Origin of the sequence: Candidatus Avedoeria danica (assembly GCA_016703025.1) — a bacterium.
Classification (GTDB): domain Bacteria; phylum Chloroflexota; class Anaerolineae; order Epilineales; family Epilineaceae; genus Avedoeria; species Avedoeria danica.
The window spans coordinates 1,764,252-1,780,323 of record JADJCV010000004.1 but is presented as its reverse complement, the minus strand read 5'-3'; the positions used below and the strand labels follow the sequence as shown (position 1 = coordinate 1,780,323).

Sequence of the window (16,072 nt, the reverse complement as noted above, 5' to 3'; positions counted from 1 at the left end):
ACGGGTGAACGATCCCCTCTCGGCCGGCCGACGACGTGCACCACTCCACAACACAAGCCAATCGTGCGCCCCTACCGCCGCAACCACCCCCATAACCGTTCGAACAACCCCGGCTCCTCCGGCGTCCCCGCCGCCGGCGTGCTCGGCGTGGCCAGCGCCACCTGGACGGGCTGGTCGCCGGGGCGGACCATGTGCTGGTCCTCGCGTGCCCAGCGCTCCACGTAGGCGTCGCTGCCGGCGAAGGCGGTCTCGGTCTGGATGGCGGCCGTCTCGGTCTCGAGCGCTGCGACGCGCGCCGCCAGCGAGAGGCGCTTGGCCTCGGCGCTCTGGGACACGGCGAACTGGCGGGCGAGCCGAACGGTGTACACCGACAGCAGCGCCAACACGGCCAGCACGACGACGCGGCGTGCGCCCGGGCTGCTGGCGCGGGAGAGGGGCGGCGCGGGCGGCGGCGGGCGCCGCGGCGGCTCCGACCGCACGGGCTCAGACTGCATGGGCGCGGACGGTGCTGACGTCGCTGCCGTTGGCTCGGCCGGCGTTGGCTCGGCCGGCGTCGGCTCGACCGGCCATGGCCCTTCCGGCGTCGTCCCGGGCGGTGTCGACGGTCCCATCGGCTCACCTCGCAGTACGGTCGATCGGGGCAACGGATCGACCTATTGTCCGAAGATTACCCGTCCGAAGACCAACGTCCGAAGATCACGGATCGAAGATCACTGTTCGAAGATCACTTCCCGAAGATCACTTCCCGAAGATGCGCTCCGTCCGAACGAACCAGTCGCGCGCGGTGAAGTGGCGGTCGGCCGGCTCGGCGAGGAACGCCGGCAGCTGGACGCCGCCGAGGTTCGGGTCGACCACCGCCGTCGTGTAGACCGGATGATAGAGCAGGAGGGCGGGTTGGAGCTCGGCGAAGCGGGCCTGGAAGAGGCCGTACAACCTGCGCCGCCCGTCGACGTCTTCGGGGGTCATCTGTCGGACCGCCACGAGCAGCTGGTCGGACTGGGCGTCGGCGTAGCCGGCGAAGTTCAGTCCGGACTCCGACTGCGAGCTGTGCCACAGTGGGTATGGGTCCGGGTCGTCGTCCATGCGGGCGCGGACGCCGTACAGCGCCGCTTCGTAGCTCCGCTCCGTCAGCGCCGTGCGGATCTCCTCCTGGCCGACGGGCCGCACGTCGACGCCGATGCCGACGTTCTGCCAGTCGTCGCGCAGACGGCCGGCAACGGCCAGGAGCTCGGTGTCGCCGGTGAACACGTCGAGCGCAAAGCGCAGCGGGCGGCCGTCGCGGTCGCGGATCCCGTCGCCGTCGATGTCGATCCAACCGGCGTCCGTCAGCAGCTGCTCGGCCGCGGCGCGGTCGAACGTGGGCGCGGGCACAGTGGCGTCGTACGCCCATGAGCCGGGCGGGATCGGGCTCTTGGCCACGGCGCCTTGGCCGCGCAGCACGTCCTGGATGATCCCGCTCCGGTCGATCGCCAGGCCGAGGGCGCGCCTGACCGGTGCGTCGGCGAACAGCACTTTGGCCGGGTTCAGGTAGACGAGCGTGTAGTCGCCCGTCACGGCGTTGAGCTGGCGCACGTCATCGCCCAGCAACGCGAGCGCGTCCGGGGTCACGCCGCCCATCAGCTGGACCTCGCGCCGCCCGAGCGCCTCGAGCGCGGCCGCCTGGCTGTCGTAGAAGCGCAGCGTCATGCCGTCAAGGTAGGGCTGGCGGCGGGTGATGTCCCAGTGGCGCTGAAATCGCACGAGCCGGATCTGGTCCTGCTCGAGGCCGCCCGGCAGGTCGAGGCGCCAAGGTCCGGTGCCGATCGGGGCCAGCGTCGAGGCCTCGTGGCGGGCGATCTCACCGATCGGCACGGCGGCGAAGATGTGGGCCGGGACGAGCGCCATCGTCGTGGCCGCCAGGAACGGCGCGAACGGCTCGCGCAGCGTGATGCGGACCGTCGTGGCATCGACCGCCTCGACCACGGCGTCCCGCCACGCCGCGGCGAGCGGGTGCTTGGCGGTCCCGACGGCGTCGTCGCCGGCCAGCCGGGCCGTGAAGACGACGTCGTCGCTCGTCACCGGATAGCCGTCGTGCCAGACCGCATCGCGCAACTGGAAGGTGTACACGCGGCCGTCGTCGCTGATCGACCACTCCGCGGCCAGGTCGGGCCGAATCGAGCCGTCGCTGTCGGGGCGGGTCAACCCGCTGAACAGCAGCCGCGCGACGTCGATCTCGACATCGCTCGTGGACAGCACCGGGTTGAACGTGCCCGGACGGCCGACGACGGCTTCGACGACCTGTCCACCGCGGGCCGGTCGATCCTCGAACGCGCGGTTGGAGACGAACAGCAGGACAAGGCCGATGAGCGCGACGCCGGCGGCGGCAAGCGCGATCTGCCAGCGCAGGTTGCGGAGCAAGGCTCAGCTGCTGTAGTAGACGGACAGAAACGCCAGCAGCAGGAACAGGCCCGCGAAGACGACGGTCATGTCGAACACCGTCTTCTCGACGCCGCGCCGTGTCCGATACAGGTTCTCTCCGCCGAACATGTCCCCCAGGCCACCGTTGCGGGCTTGGAGCATGACGAGGCCGACGAGGCACGTCGCGATGACGATCATCGCGATCTTGACGTAATCCACGAATCCCATGTGATCCTCCACCGGCGCCGCACCGCGGCCCCGTTCAGGCAAGATCGGCATTCTAGCCGCGCATCGCTCGTCCGGTCAACGCATCCGCTTGCGCCGGGGGCCGGATCGGCGCTCCGGACCGTCGCTAGCCGACGACGGGCACCCACCAGAACGCCATCGCCAGCATCGCATACACCGCGATGAGCAGGACGCCCTCGAGCCAGTTCGACGCCCCGTCGTGCGCCACGAGCGTGGCGACGCCGCTGGCGGCAGCCAGTGAAACGAGCTCGAGCGGGCTGAAGATGAGGTCCATCGGCTGGCCGAGGAGGAGCGAGAGGAACACGAGCAGCGGGGCGACGAAGAGGGCGATGTGGATCCCGGCGCCGAGCGTGACCGCCAGGCTGACGTCCGAGCGGTTGCGCCACGCCATCTCGACGCCGACGAGGTGGCCCGAGACGTTCGTGGCCAGGGGGATGATCACGAGGCCGAGAAAGGTTTCGGACACGGCGTGGTCGCGCGTCAGCGGTCCGATCTGATCGACGAGCTCGTGGCCGAGCCAGCCGATCCCGAGCAGCGCGACGGCCAGCGTGCCGAGCGCACGGCCGAGCGGCCAGCGCGGCGCGGCCGCTCGGGGTGGGGTGATGCCGGTGCCGTCGCCGTCCCAGTAGAGCGCGAAGTAGAGCGCCAAGGCATACACGATCAACATGATGGCCGCGACGGCCTCGCTCAGGCTCTCGACCGGGCCGCTGTTCCGCACGTGCGGCACGAACGTCCCGTAGAGCGCCGGCACGGACAGCGCGATGACGGAGAGCACCATCATCGTCGCCGAGAGCTCGGCCTGCTCGCGGTTGAAGTACTGGCGCCGGTGCTTCAGCCCGCCGACGAAGAACGCCAGGCCCATCACGAGCAGCAACATCGAGAGCAAGGCGCCGGTGATGCTGGACTTCACGAGCCCGTGCCGCCCCGCCGCGAGCGCCATCGCGCACACGATCAGCTGGGGCGCGTAGGCCAGCGTCGCGGTGAGCAGGCCGCCCGCACGCGCGCTGGCGCGCGCTGCCGCCTCTTCGATCGCCCGGCTGACGAGCCTTGAAAGCGGGATGAGCCCGAGCACCGCCGTTCCGAAGACCCACATGGAGTCCGCCCCCGCGGCCGCGAGCGCCGGCGTGAGCGGCACGCACACCAGCAGGGCGTACAACGACCGGAGCGGCTTGAGGTTCATCGGTCCACCGCCGCCGGGTGCCGGCGCCGAACGAACGCGCCGGCTGCAACTCGCGGCCCGGGCGTCGCCCCCGCCTGAAAGAGCGCGGCCGGTGCGCCGGCCGGCACGACGAGCGCCAGCGCGCCCGGCACGACGCTGAAGCGCACCGGCGTCGTGCCCCACGGTTCGGCGTCGACGTGCACCGCCTGCGGCGGACGGCCCACGACGTGGACGACTTCGGCCGGCGTGGCCAGCGGGTGGTCCGAGTCGGATCGTCCGAGGACGACACGACGGACGAACGCGCCGGGCGACGCGGCGTGGCCGGCGCGGAGCCACGCGCCGAGCGCTCCCCGCTGCGTGTCGCCCATGAGCACCACGGCGTCCAACCGGCCGTCGTCGAGGCGCGCCTCCGGGGCGAGGTGCACGAGGCCGGCGTAGAGCGGGATGTTGTGGAGGACGATGCCGCGGAGCCAACCGCGCGTTCGCACGCCGTCGATCCGCACGACGGCCTCGCCGCCGTGCTCGCGCATGGCGCTCCGCAGCGCGACCCAGGCGAAGCCAAGCGCACCGAAGCGTTCCTTCAATGGCCGCCCGGGGCCCTCGATCGTCGCCACGATGGCCGCGTCGAGGCCCACGCCGGCCCACAGCAGGAAGTGCCGCCCGGGTCTGCCCGTCGGCTCGGCCAGCCCGAGGTCGACACGCCGGATCACGCCAGCGGCGAGCGAATCGGCGGCGGCCGATAGGTCGGGCGTGCGCAACGGGCTGGGCCAACGCACGAGGCCGAGCTGCGCGGCCAGGACATTGGCGGTGCCGGCCGGCAGGATCGCCAGCGCCGTCGCCGAACCGGCCAGCCCGTTCGCCACCTCGTTCACGGTGCCGTCACCGCCTGCGACGGCCACGACCTCGATGCCGTCGGCGGCCGCCGAACGCGCAAGGGATGTGGCGTCGCCGGGGCCGCCGGTCCAGTGCCACGCAATCGACCAGCCGCGCCGTCGCCACCGTTCGACGGCGACTTCGAGAGCGGCCAGGCGGCCGCCGCGGCCGGCCGACGGGTTGGCGATCACGCAGGCGGCGACCGGGCCGCTCAGCCGGCGCGGGGGCATGGCGACCGCCGGGCGGTGCGGCGAAATGTTCGGCTTCACGGCGCGGGATTATACCGTCGCTTCGCCACGCCCGTCGCGTTCGACTACAATCGCGCGCCGTGACTGCGGACACCCCACTGCCCAGCCCAGCCGCCGGTGACCCGGCGCTCGTTCTCAACGGTCGTTATCGTCTGCTAGACGTGATCGGCGAGGGCGGCATGGCGGTTGTGTGGCGGGCGGAGGACACCGAGCTCTCGCGGATCGTCGCGGTCAAGCTGCTGCGCGACCAGTTCGCGTCTGATCCGGAGTTCCTCGAGCGGTTCCGGGCCGAGGCGCGGTCGGCGGCGGCGCTCAACCAACCGGGCGTCGTTGGGTTGTACGACGTGGGCAAGGATGGCGGTCGCCACTATCTGGTCATGGAGTTCGTGCCGGGCCGCGATCTGAAGTCCGTCATCCGACACGACGGGCCGCTCTCGCCGGCTCGGGCGGTGGACATCGCGGCACAGCTGGCGCATGCCGTCGGTGCGGCGCACAGTCAGGGTCTGATCCACCGCGACCTCAAGCCGCAGAACGTCATCATGGCCAGCGCGACCGGCCGCCCGAAGGTGGCCGACTTCGGCATCGCGCGCGCCCTGTCCGATGCCGGCATCACGACGCCCGGCGTCGTGATGGGCACGGTCCACTACCTGGCGCCCGAGCAGGCGGCCGGCAAGCCGGCCACGCCGTCGTCCGATGTATACAGCCTCGGCGTCGTCCTGTACGAGATGCTGACAGGCGACGTGCCGTTCGAGGCCGACAGCAGCCTCGGCGTGGCGATGCGGGTGCTGCACGAGGATCCGGTGCCGGTCGAAGACCTGAACACCAGCGTCCCACCCGGCCTCGCCGCCATCGTCCGCACGGCGATGGCCCGTGATCCGGCGGAACGGTATCCCGACGCGGCGCGGCTGGCGGATGCGCTGGACGCATTCCGGCGCATGAGCGAGCAGCACACCGGTCCGACGCCCGACCCGGCGGCGGCGTCGGTTGCGCGCGGCACGTCGTCCGGTGCACCGGCCAAGGACGACGGGTACGGCCGGCCGCGCGTGCCGCAAACGCCCGACGAGCGCGGCGCCGCCGCCGGCAACGCCGCCGGTCAAGCCGCCCAACCGAGCGGGCCGTTGCTCGACTGGAACGTGCTCGGCTTGGCGCTGCTGGCCGTCGTCCTCGTCAGCGGGCTGATCCTGTTGTGGTACGCCAACCTCAGCCGGATCGGCTCCGGGCAGGACGGGGGGCAAGGGGATGGCGCGCGCGGGGCGCTGTCGGCAGCGCCCGCATCGGCCACGCCGCCGCCCATCCTCGTGGACGTGCCGGATGTCATGCGCCTCGAGGCGGCCGCCGGTCAGGCGACGCTCGAAGCCAAGGGCTTGTCCGTCAGCCTCGAGCCCGTCGAAGCCGGCGCCGCCGACATCGGTCGGGTGGTCCGCATGCAGCCGGATGTCGGCGAGACCGTTGTCCAAGGCGACGCCGTGAAGCTGCTGATCGGCGCACACGGCCTCGTCTCGATTCCACCGCTGGCCGAGAGCCTCGAGGCGATGGAGCACGTGCTGAGCGCGAGTGGCCTCGTGCCGGCCAAGCGGGCGATGTGGAGCGCCGACGTGCCCGCCGGGGCGATCATCGGCACCGACCCGCCGGGCGGCGGAAGCGTGCCGGTCGGCGCCTCGGTCTGGATCAACTACTCCAGCGGGACGTTCGAATCGACGAACGTCACCTTTGGAGACGGCGTCTATTTGGACGGGGTGAACCTGACCACCAAGGCCTTTCATGTCGGCGAGACCGTCTCGTTCACCGTCGCATGGGAGGCGGTGGGCGACGTGCAGCGGGACTATCAGGCCCGATTCCTCCTGAGCGACCGCTCGGGCGAGACCGTTCTGGGCGAGGCCGTCGCCCCGCTGGCCGGTGACCGGCCGAGCGCCGGCTGGTCGCAGGGGGATCGCGTCGTCGGCAGCACGTTCAGCCTCGTGGTGCCGCCGGGGGCCTCGGGCATGGTCTTCGTGTGGGTCGAGATCTTCCCGACGGACGCACCGTCCGAGCTCGTGCCCGTCGTCGGCGGCGCGGACAGCCCGAACGGCAGCCGGGCCCGGCTGTTCGACATCTGGGTCGAGGGCTGATCGCCCGCTTCGTTCGGACCGGCGCCCGACCTGCGGCAGCTGCCGCCCATATGCTATAGTTCGGCGCTGTGCGTCGCTCGGTGACGCACCCCGTTCGCGCAGCATGAGGGTTGGGCACGGAATGCGGAACACACGACGCAGCTGGTGGATCTGGGGGTTTGTGTTCGTCGGACTGGTCGGGCTCATGACGCTCTACCAAGCCGAGCGAGGCACGCGACTCCAGATGCCGCAGTCAGAGCTCGCCGCGCTCGTGCGGCAGGGCGAAGTGCAGAGCATTGCCGTCAGCGGCGACGAAACGCGGGCGATCGTGACGCTGCGCAATCCGGGCGTTGGCGAGCTCGCGCGCCGCGTCGTGCTCAAGGAGCGGGGCGTTGCCGCCGGCTTCGTCGAGCAGCTCGGCCTCAGCTACGCACAGCTCGACGCGCAGGGCGTGAAGTTCAAGGTCGAGCGGCAGTCCAACTTCACCGGCGTCGGCGCGCTCGTTTCGACGCTCGTGCCGTTCCTCCTCATGATCGGGCTGCTGGCGTTCATGATGCGCCAGGCGCAGAGCGGTTCGAACCAGGCGCTTTCGTTCGGCCGCAGCCGAGCGCGCCTGCTGACCGGCGATACGCCGACGGTGACGTTCTCGGACGTCGCCGGGGTCGACGAGTCGAAGCAGGAGCTGGCCGAGATCGTCGAGTTCCTGCGCGAGCCGGAAAAGTTCATCGCGCTCGGAGCCAAGATTCCGCGCGGCGTGCTGATGATGGGCCCGCCCGGCTGCGGCAAGACGCTGCTGGCGAAGGCGATCGCCGGAGAGGCCGGCGTCCCGTTCTTCTCGATCTCGGGCTCGGAGTTCGTCGAGATGTTCGTCGGCGTCGGGGCGAGCCGGGTGCGCGACCTCTTCGACCAAGCGCGCAAGAACAGCCCGTGCATCGTCTTCATCGACGAGATCGACGCCGTCGGCCGCCAGCGCGGCGCCGGGCTGGGCGGCAGCCACGACGAGCGCGAGCAGACGCTGAACCAGATCCTCGTCGAGATGGACGGCTTCGACACCGACACGAACGTGATCATCGTCGCGGCCACGAACCGCCCGGACATCCTCGACCCGGCGCTGCTCAGGCCCGGCCGATTCGACCGCCGCGTCGTCATCGACCGCCCGGACGTGAAGGGGCGACGGTCGATCATCGAGATCCATGCCCGCGGGAAACCGCTGTCCGCCGACGTCGATCTCGACGCCGTCGCCAAGCAGACGCCGGGCTTCTCGGGGGCCGACCTCGAGAACCTCGTAAACGAATCGGCGATCCAGGCCGCGCGCCGCAACGCCCGCCAGATCACGAACGAGGACATCCAGCAGGCCGTCGACAAGGTCCGCTTCGGCCCGGAGCGCAAGAGCCGGACGATGGAGGCCGAGGAACTCAAGATCACGGCCTACCACGAGGCCGGTCACGCCGTCGTCATGCACGTGCTCGACGAATGCGACCCCGTCCATCGCGTGACGATCATCCCGCGCGGCATGACCGGCGGCCTCACGTCGTCCTTGCCCGAATCGGACACCTACCTGCGCAGCAGCGCCAAGTTCCGCGCCGACCTCGCCGCGGCGCTCGGCGGCCGCGCGGCCGAAGTTCTCGTCTTCGGCGAGGTCTCCACCGGCGCTTCGGGCGACCTCGAGTTCGTCACGAAGACGGCACGCGACATGGTCACGCGCTACGGCATGAGCGAGTCGCTCGGCCCGATCACGTTCGGCCAGAAGCAGGAACTCGTGTTCCTCGGCCGCGAGCTGTCCGAGCAGCGGAACTATTCCGAAGCCGTGGCGCGACAGATCGACCATGAGGTGCGGCGCCTGGTGACGGATGCGTATGATCGCGCCGTCAAGACGCTGCGGGACAACCTCGACCGGGTACACGCCGTGGCGCGCAAGCTCCTCGAGGTCGAGACGCTCGACCGCGACGAGTTCGTCGGGGTCATGAGCGCCGCGAGCTGAGCACCGCCGCCACCGCATCGAGAGCTTCCGCCACCGCTGCCGCCCGGACCGCTGCGCGATCGCCGTCGGTTCGTGTGGACCACGTCGTCACGCCTTCCGCCGTTGCCATCCCGAACCACACGAGCCCGACGGGCTTGTCGGCCGACCCGCCGTCCGGCCCGGCGATCCCGGTGACGCTCACGGCGATGTCGGCCCCGAGCCGGGCGAGCGCGCCGGTCGCCATTGCGGCGGCGGTCTGGGCGCTGACGGCGCCATGCGCTTCCAGCGTTGCCGCGGGAACGCCGAGGAGGTCGTGCTTCGCGCGGTCGGCGTAGCTGACGACGCCGCCGACGTACCACGCCGAGCACCCCGGCACGGCGGTGACGGCCGCACCGATCAGGCCGCCGGTGCACGACTCGGCCGTTGCGAGGCGCCAGCCTCGCTGCACGAGTGCCACGCCGACGGCCATCGCCCGGTCGATGAGCGACCGTTCGAGGGGTTCCGGGTCGGAAGGGCGGCCGAGCGTCATCGCCAGATCGTATGCCCGCTTCGGCGCGCCGTCCACGCGGCCGGCGACGCGGCCGGCGACGCCCTCTCCGGCCACACGGCCGCCATCGTCGAAGTGGCCGCCGGGTTGCCCCCGTGTGGTAGACTAGCCGGCGCGGTTCACTCCGGACAGGGTTCGCTCCGGACAGGGTTCATTCCGGACAGGGTTCATTCCTGACAGGGGAAACCAGACCAGGAGAGGCGACATGATTCGCATGCAAGAACGGCCGGAGCGCTTCGGACTCGAAGGGCACGGATTGCAGCCGCAGGCGGACGTCTACTGGAATCTCGCCCCGGCGGCGCTCGTTGAAGAAGCGGTGGCGCGGGGGGAAGGGCACCTGATGGCCAGCGGCGCGCTGGCGTGCACGACCGGTGCGCACACCGGTCGATCGCCGAACGATCGCTTCCTCGTCGAGGAACCCTCGTCGTCCGGCAATGTCTGGTGGGGCAAGGTGAACGTGCCCCTCAGCCCGGCGTCGTACGCCGCCCTCAAGGTCAAGACGCTGCGCGCCCTCGAGCGGCGCGACCTCTTCGTGCGCGATGCATGGTGCGGCGCGGATCCCGACCACCGGCTGTCCGTCCGCGTCGTCACGGAAGGGGCGTGGCACAACCTGTTCGCCAGCAACATGTTCCTTCGGCCGCCCGCCGAGGCGCTGGCCGACTTCCACCCCGACTGGACCGTGCTCCACTCGCCGTCCTCTGTGGCCGATCCGGCGACGGACGGGACGCGTTCCGGAACGTACATCGTCGTCCACTTCGGTGAGCGAACGGTCCTCATCGGTGGCTCGGCCTACGCCGGCGAGATCAAGAAGGCGATCTTCTCGGTCATGAACTTCCTGTTGCCGTCGCGAAACGTCATGCCGATGCACTGTTCGGCGAACGTCGGTCCGGGCGGCGATGTCGCGCTCTTCTTCGGCCTCTCGGGCACGGGCAAGACGACCCTCTCGGCCGACCCGGATCGTCCGCTCATCGGCGACGACGAGCACGGCTGGAGCGAGGCGGGCGTGTTCAACTTCGAGGGCGGATGCTACGCCAAGACGATCCACATCACTGCCGCGAGCGAGCCGGAGATTTTCAGGGCAACCGAGCGCTTCGGCACCGTCATCGAGAACGTCGCCTACGATCCGGTCACACGCGAGGCCGACTACGCATCCGACGCCCTGACCGAGAACACCCGCTCGAGCTATCCGATCGACCACCTGGGCAACTTCGTGCCGTCCGGGATGGCCGGCCATCCGCGCAACGTCGTCTTCCTGACGGCCGACGCGTTCGGTGTCCTGCCGCCGATCGCCCGGCTGACGCCCGAGCAGGCGATGTTCCATTTCCTGTCGGGCTACACGGCCAAGGTCGCCGGCACCGAGCGCGGCGTGAAGGAGCCGTCGGCGACGTTCTCGACGTGCTTCGGCGCGCCGTTCATGCCGCGCCACCCGGGCGTGTACGCGTCGATGCTCGGCGAGCGACTTTCGCGCCACGGGGCCAAGGTCTGGCTCGTGAACACGGGTTGGACGGGCGGCCCGTACGGGGTCGGCCGGCGGATGTCGCTGGCGCACACCCGCACGATGCTCACGGCGGCGCTGCACGGCGACCTGGACGGCGTGCCGACGCGCCCGGACCCGGTGTTCGGCGTCGCGGTGCCGACGGCCGTGGCCGGCGTCCCGCCCGAGGTCCTCGATCCGCGAAGCACGTGGTCCGATGCGGCGGCATACGACGCGAAGGCGTCCGAGCTGGCGGCCATGTTCCGCGACAATTTCGAAAAGTACGCCGACGGCGTCAGCGCTGCCGTGCGCGCCTGTGCCCCACGGGGCTGATCGTTCCCCACAGCCCGTCCACACGCCGGAGCCTCGCCCAATGTCGTTCCCGAACCTCGCCATCCCCGCCGACGGCCAGCGGATCACCTCCAACGACGGTCGGTTGGACGTCCCCGATCGGCCGATCATCCCGTTCATCCTGGGCGACGGGATCGGCACCGATGTGACGCCGGCGATGCAGAAGATGCTCGACGCGGCCGTCGGCAAGGCGGGCGGCGGCAAGTCCATCGCGTGGGTCGAGGTGTTTGCCGGCGAGCGCGCGATGGCGGCGCGCAACGAATGGCTGCCGAAGGAGACGCTCGACGCCTTCGCGCACTTCCGCGTCGGCATCAAAGGGCCGCTGACGACGCCGATCGGGGGCGGGATCCGCAGCTTGAATGTGGCGATCCGCCAGTCGCTCGATCTGTACGCCAACGTCCGGCCGGTCTACTACATCGAGGGCCTGCCGAGCCCGGTCCTCGAGCCGCGCAACATGAACATCGTCCTCTTTCGTGAGGCGACGGAGGATGTATACGCCGGCATCGAATGGCAGGCCGGTTCGCCCGAGGCGCGCAAGCTGATCACGTTCCTGAACGACGAGATGGGGGCCAAGGGCATCGAGAGCGTCGACGGCACGGGCATCGGCGTCAAGCCGATCAGCGCCTTCCGCACGAAGCGCCTCGTGCGCAAGGCGATCCAGTACGCCCTCGACCGTGGACGCTCAACGGTGACGCTGGTCCACAAGGGCAACATCATGAAGTACACGGAGGGCGCATTCCGCGACTGGGGCTACGAGGTGGCCCGGGATGAGTTCGGCGACCGCACGGTCACGGAGGCCGCGCTCTGGGCCGAGCACGACGGCAAGCAGCCGGCCGGACACGTCCTCATGAACGACCGCATCGCCGACAACATGCTCCAGCAGATCCTCATCCGCACCCGGGACTACGAGGTGCTGGCGCTGCCCAACCTGAACGGCGACTACCTGTCCGATGCCGCCGCCGCCCAGATCGGTGGCCTCGGCATCGCCCACGGCGCCAACATCGGCGACGAGGTGGCGGTCTTCGAGGCCGTGCACGGCACGGCGCCGAAATACGCCGGGATGGACAAGGCCAACCCGAGCGCCGTCACGCTCTCCGGACTGATGATGCTCGAGCACCTCGGCTGGCACGCCGCCGCCGAAGTGCTGCGCGGAGCGATCGGCCGCGCGATCGCCGACAAGGTCGTGACGTACGACATCGCGCGCCAGACGACGGGCGCGACGGAGGTGTCGTGCAGCGGCTTCGCGCAGGCCGTGGTGGACCGGATGTGACGTCACACGGGCAGGCCCCCGTGCCTGCCCGCGGGCCGTTGCCTCGGCGACACCCTTCGCCGCGCCCTACGTCACCCGCGGCACGTACCGATACCCCCGCCCGCGCACCGTCCGCACGTATTGCGGACGGCCGGGCGCTGCCTCGATCTTTCGCCGCAGTCGACTGACGAGCTTCTCGACCCGCGCATCGTCGATGCTGACGGCCGCTTCGGCGCCCCAGAGCTGGTGGATGATGTCGTCCTTGCTGCACAAGCGGTTCGGGTGATGCCACAGCAGGCGGAGCAGGCTGAACTCGAGCGCCGTCAGGTGATCGATGCGGGTGCCGTCGACCCAGACGTCGCCGCTCTGCTCGTCGATCCATAGACCGGGTGTCGGCACGCCGCCGCCGACGGATCCGTCGGGCGGCGCCCCATCGAACGCCGGGCGCGATGCTGCGGTGAGCGATGCGGCCGGCGCCGCTGCGGTGGGCGCGAGCGTCAGGCCGCCCTCCCAGCCGGCGGACTGCATGGACCCGGCCAGCGCGTCGGCTTGCAGGTCGGCGACCGCCGAGCGGATCACGTCGTGCAGCCCGGCGCCGTCGAGGCCCTGCCGCCGACCGTGGACGAGCGCGAACGCGCCCGCCTGAACGACGGTCGGGTGGCCGCCCGAGAGCTCGAGGATGAGCAGCGCGTCCGCATCGTCCATCCGCACCGCGGCCGTGGTGGCGTGCGAGAGCAGGCTCAGGGTGTGTTCCGCGGACAATGGCTTGAGCACGAGCGTCGTGAACAACGTCGCAAACGGGGAACCGCGCCACGACTCGATCTCACGGGTGAGCTCGTGCAGCGGTCGCTCGGTGGCCACCACCATCGCGAGATTGCGTGGGGTCCGCCGCGCCAACGAGGCCATCTGCGCCAGGAAGTGACGGCACTGGGCCGCTTCCTCGGCGGACGCAGCGTGCACCGCCCACTCGAACTCATCGAGCAGCAGCACGAGCACGCCGCCCTTGTCGGCCAAATCGTCGAGCACGATCTCGACGGCGATGAGGTCGAGGATCGGCGTGTCGGCCAGTGGGGCGAGCGAAGCGGCGGCCGCGCCGGGTGTCCGGCCCGCGAGACGGGCGACCCGTCGCCAGAAGGCCTCGAACGTGAACGGGGTCACGCTCTGCACATCGACGTACTGCAGCAGTGTGCTGGACGGCAGCGCGCCATAGCGCGCGGCGATCTCAGGGTGGGCGATGTACTGGAGCACGCTCGACTTGCCGCTGCCCAACGGGCCGCTGACGGCGACGTTGCCGCGTTGCGCGGCCAACAGATGGCCGAAGATCAGGTCGATCTCGCGGTCGCGGCCGACGAACATCGAATGGACGGCCGGCGCGTGCGGCGTGAACGGGTTGTCCGCGGCGCGCAGCCTGTGAAGCGTTGTGAGGTCGGACGGTTCGTTCATGGACCCACTCTCAACTGAGCGGCCCGGCTTCCGATGGTTCGGACCCGTCGATCCGGGCGAGGGCAGGGCCGCTTTCGGTCCGCGGCGCCTCGCGCGCCAACGGTTCATCGCTTGTCGCCGGGCCGCGCATCAGCCTGTGGCGAGACCACAGGTAGCCGGCCAGGATGACGGCGGGCGAGATCACGAGCAACGGCCACAGCCGCGGCTGCCATTGCGCGGGCGCCACCCCGACGGCAACCGCGCTGATCAGGCCGAGGCCTATTGTAATCGCAGCGAAGCGCGGAAGCATGAACGCCACCGTCCGCTCCAGCTGCTCACGCCGTGTCTGCTCCTCCCGCAAGCGCGCTTCCAGCACGGCACGCTCCAGCTGCTGACGGCGCCGCTTGAGTGCTTCCGCCTCGAGGTGGCGCTGTTCGAGCTCGGTGACGGCCAGCTGGATGACGGCATCGTCGGGCACGTAGCGCAGCGCCTCGCGATAGGCCTCGACGGCCTGTTCCCAGCGTCCGGCGGCCAGATGCGAGCCGGCTGTGGCGCGCCACGTGTTGCGCATTCGCTGCAGGGCGAGCGGGTCGTCCGGCGTGATGTCCAGGATCCGCTGGTAGTGCGGCCGCGCCTGATCGAAACGGCCCTCGGACTCGAGCGTGATGCCGGTGTCGCGGTGCGCCGCCACCAGCCCGTCGCGCGCGCTCTCGACATCCGTTCGGTACGCCTTCTCGAAGGCGTCGATCGCGTGCTCGAGCTGACCGCGTTCGTACAGCGCCTGCGCCAGCCCGAGCTGTGCGCGGGCATGGTTTGGGTTGGCGGCGAGCGCACGGTGGTAGGCCGAGATCGCCTCATCGAGCTCGCCGTCGTGGTGCAGCCGGCGCGCCTGCTCGTAGTCACGCACGGCGCGCGCGCTGACCTGCTCGAGCTCGCGTTTCGCCTCGTCGAGCGAGTGCTTCGTGAGGATCCACTGGCGGAGGAAGTCGACCCTGAACCGGAATGCGTCGCGCCCGACGGGCTCGATGATCTCCCAGTCCGTCAGCACTTGGGGAGCCGTCGACAGCTCCATGCCCTGCAGCTTCACGCCGTGCTCGTGCAGCGCCTGGCCGATCCGGCGAAGGCTGGCGACCTCGTGCGCGTGCGTCAGGTGGGCGACGGCCGCCAGCAGGAAGCGCTCGGCGGGCGGGAACTCGTCCCAGAACCAGGCGAGGCCGCCCATCCCGAGCTCCATCGCCTGCTCGAGGACGTCGTCGGAGATGTCGTCGGCGGTGATCCGCGTATTGCCCTGGCGGATGCAGCGATCGAAGAGCTCGTAGCACAGGAGCTGCAGGAAGTACGGGTGCCCGCTCGTCAGCGCGTGCAGCTTCTCGACGGCATCGCGGTCGTAGCTGACGAGCCCACGCGCGGGCTCGACGATCAGGTCCGTCGCCGAGGCGCGGTCGAGGAGCGAGATCCGCTTGCACTGGGCGCTCTTGAACGTGGCCTTGATCCGGCTTGGCAGCTCGTCCAGGCGTCGGCCGACGACGAAGATGAACGTCAGGTGCCGCTGCTCGTCGATGAGCAGGTCCTGCAGATAGCCGAACAGGACGTGGTAGGCCGCATCGGGCGGCACGTGCTCACCGCCGAGGACGTCGAACTCATCGACGAGCACGAGGAGGCGGTCGTTGCCGATCACGCGGTAGACCTCGGGCAGGAAGACGTACTGAAAGAACGTCTCGTCCTCGAATGCGGCGCGCGGCGGCAGCTCGATCGCAAGGCTGCGACTGATCTCACGGGCCAGACCGTACAGCACCTGGGCGAGCGCATGCTCGGCGCGGCCCTGCAGGTCGAAGTAGATCGGCCGGCAGCCCGCCGGCGTCTCACCGCTCTGTCGGAGCTGATGGATCAGGCTCGTCTTGCCGATCCGGCGCTGTCCGAACAGCACGATGACGTTCTGGTACGGGCTGTTGAGCGTGTTGCGGACGAACTGGAGGACGGAATCGCGGCCAAAGAACCCGACGCCGTCCGTCAGCGGCGTCAAGATATACGGGTTGGCGACGATCTCCCCACGCTGCAT

General features: G+C 70.4%; 12 protein-coding genes. 4 read left to right on the top strand and 8 right to left on the bottom strand.

What is annotated here, in order from left to right:
• Positions 1 to 71: 71 nt before the first annotated feature.
• The 5 genes from IPG72_10510 to IPG72_10490 form a co-directional block, all read right to left on the bottom strand.
• A complete protein-coding gene (locus tag IPG72_10510; GenBank protein MBK6769414.1) occupies positions 72 to 611 on the bottom strand; it encodes a hypothetical protein in 540 nt (179 codons plus the stop codon).
• A gap of 127 nt (positions 612 to 738) precedes the next feature.
• The gene (locus tag IPG72_10505; GenBank protein ID MBK6769413.1) at positions 739 to 2,397 is read right to left on the bottom strand and encodes a peptide ABC transporter substrate-binding protein; all 1,659 of its coding nucleotides are present in this window, start codon (positions 2,395 to 2,397) and stop codon (positions 739 to 741) included.
• Between the two features lie 3 nt (positions 2,398 to 2,400).
• The gene (gene secG / locus IPG72_10500) at positions 2,401 to 2,625 is read right to left on the bottom strand and encodes a preprotein translocase subunit SecG (protein ID MBK6769412.1); all 225 of its coding nucleotides are present in this window, start codon (positions 2,623 to 2,625) and stop codon (positions 2,401 to 2,403) included.
• Positions 2,626 to 2,749: 124 nt separating this feature from the next.
• The gene (cax, locus tag IPG72_10495; protein MBK6769411.1) at positions 2,750 to 3,823 is read right to left on the bottom strand and encodes a calcium/proton exchanger; all 1,074 of its coding nucleotides are present in this window, start codon (positions 3,821 to 3,823) and stop codon (positions 2,750 to 2,752) included.
• The gene (locus IPG72_10490; protein MBK6769410.1) at positions 3,820 to 4,944 is read right to left on the bottom strand and encodes a diacylglycerol kinase family lipid kinase; all 1,125 of its coding nucleotides are present in this window, start codon (positions 4,942 to 4,944) and stop codon (positions 3,820 to 3,822) included. Before IPG72_10490 ends, cax begins: the two co-directional genes overlap by 4 nt.
• 59 nt (positions 4,945 to 5,003) lie before the next feature.
• On the opposite strand from IPG72_10490, the gene IPG72_10485 reads away from it, so the two are divergent.
• Together IPG72_10485 and ftsH are read left to right on the top strand one after the other, a co-directional pair.
• Positions 5,004 to 7,031: a protein kinase gene (locus tag IPG72_10485; protein ID MBK6769409.1), complete on the top strand. Its 2,028-nt coding sequence runs from the start codon at positions 5,004 to 5,006 to the stop codon at positions 7,029 to 7,031.
• Between the two features lie 121 nt (positions 7,032 to 7,152).
• Positions 7,153 to 8,991 (top strand): ATP-dependent zinc metalloprotease FtsH, encoded by a 1,839-nt coding sequence (gene ftsH, locus IPG72_10480; GenBank protein MBK6769408.1) that lies wholly within the window; start codon positions 7,153 to 7,155, stop codon positions 8,989 to 8,991.
• On the opposite strand, the gene IPG72_10475 is transcribed toward ftsH, so the two are convergent.
• Complete coding sequence (locus IPG72_10475; protein ID MBK6769407.1) at positions 8,972 to 9,439, bottom strand: CinA family protein; 468 nt, start codon at positions 9,437 to 9,439, stop codon at positions 8,972 to 8,974. The genes ftsH and IPG72_10475 overlap by 20 nt on opposite strands.
• A gap of 292 nt (positions 9,440 to 9,731) precedes the next feature.
• Between IPG72_10475 and pckA the strand changes: the two genes are divergently transcribed.
• Both pckA and icd read left to right on the top strand, forming a co-directional pair.
• Entirely contained in the window at positions 9,732 to 11,324 is a 1,593-nt protein-coding gene (gene pckA, locus IPG72_10470; protein ID MBK6769406.1) for a phosphoenolpyruvate carboxykinase (ATP), read from the top strand.
• Positions 11,325 to 11,364: 40 nt separating this feature from the next.
• The gene (gene icd / locus IPG72_10465) at positions 11,365 to 12,612 is read left to right on the top strand and encodes an isocitrate dehydrogenase (NADP(+)) (protein MBK6769405.1); all 1,248 of its coding nucleotides are present in this window, start codon (positions 11,365 to 11,367) and stop codon (positions 12,610 to 12,612) included.
• Positions 12,613 to 12,678: 66 nt separating this feature from the next.
• Here the strand turns inward: icd and IPG72_10460 are convergent, their stop codons facing one another.
• The gene (locus tag IPG72_10460; protein MBK6769404.1) at positions 12,679 to 14,034 is read right to left on the bottom strand and encodes a winged helix-turn-helix domain-containing protein; all 1,356 of its coding nucleotides are present in this window, start codon (positions 14,032 to 14,034) and stop codon (positions 12,679 to 12,681) included.
• A 10-nt stretch (positions 14,035 to 14,044) separates the two neighbouring features.
• Positions 14,045 to 16,072 (bottom strand): tetratricopeptide repeat protein, encoded by a 2,028-nt coding sequence (locus tag IPG72_10455; GenBank protein MBK6769403.1) that lies wholly within the window; start codon positions 16,070 to 16,072, stop codon positions 14,045 to 14,047.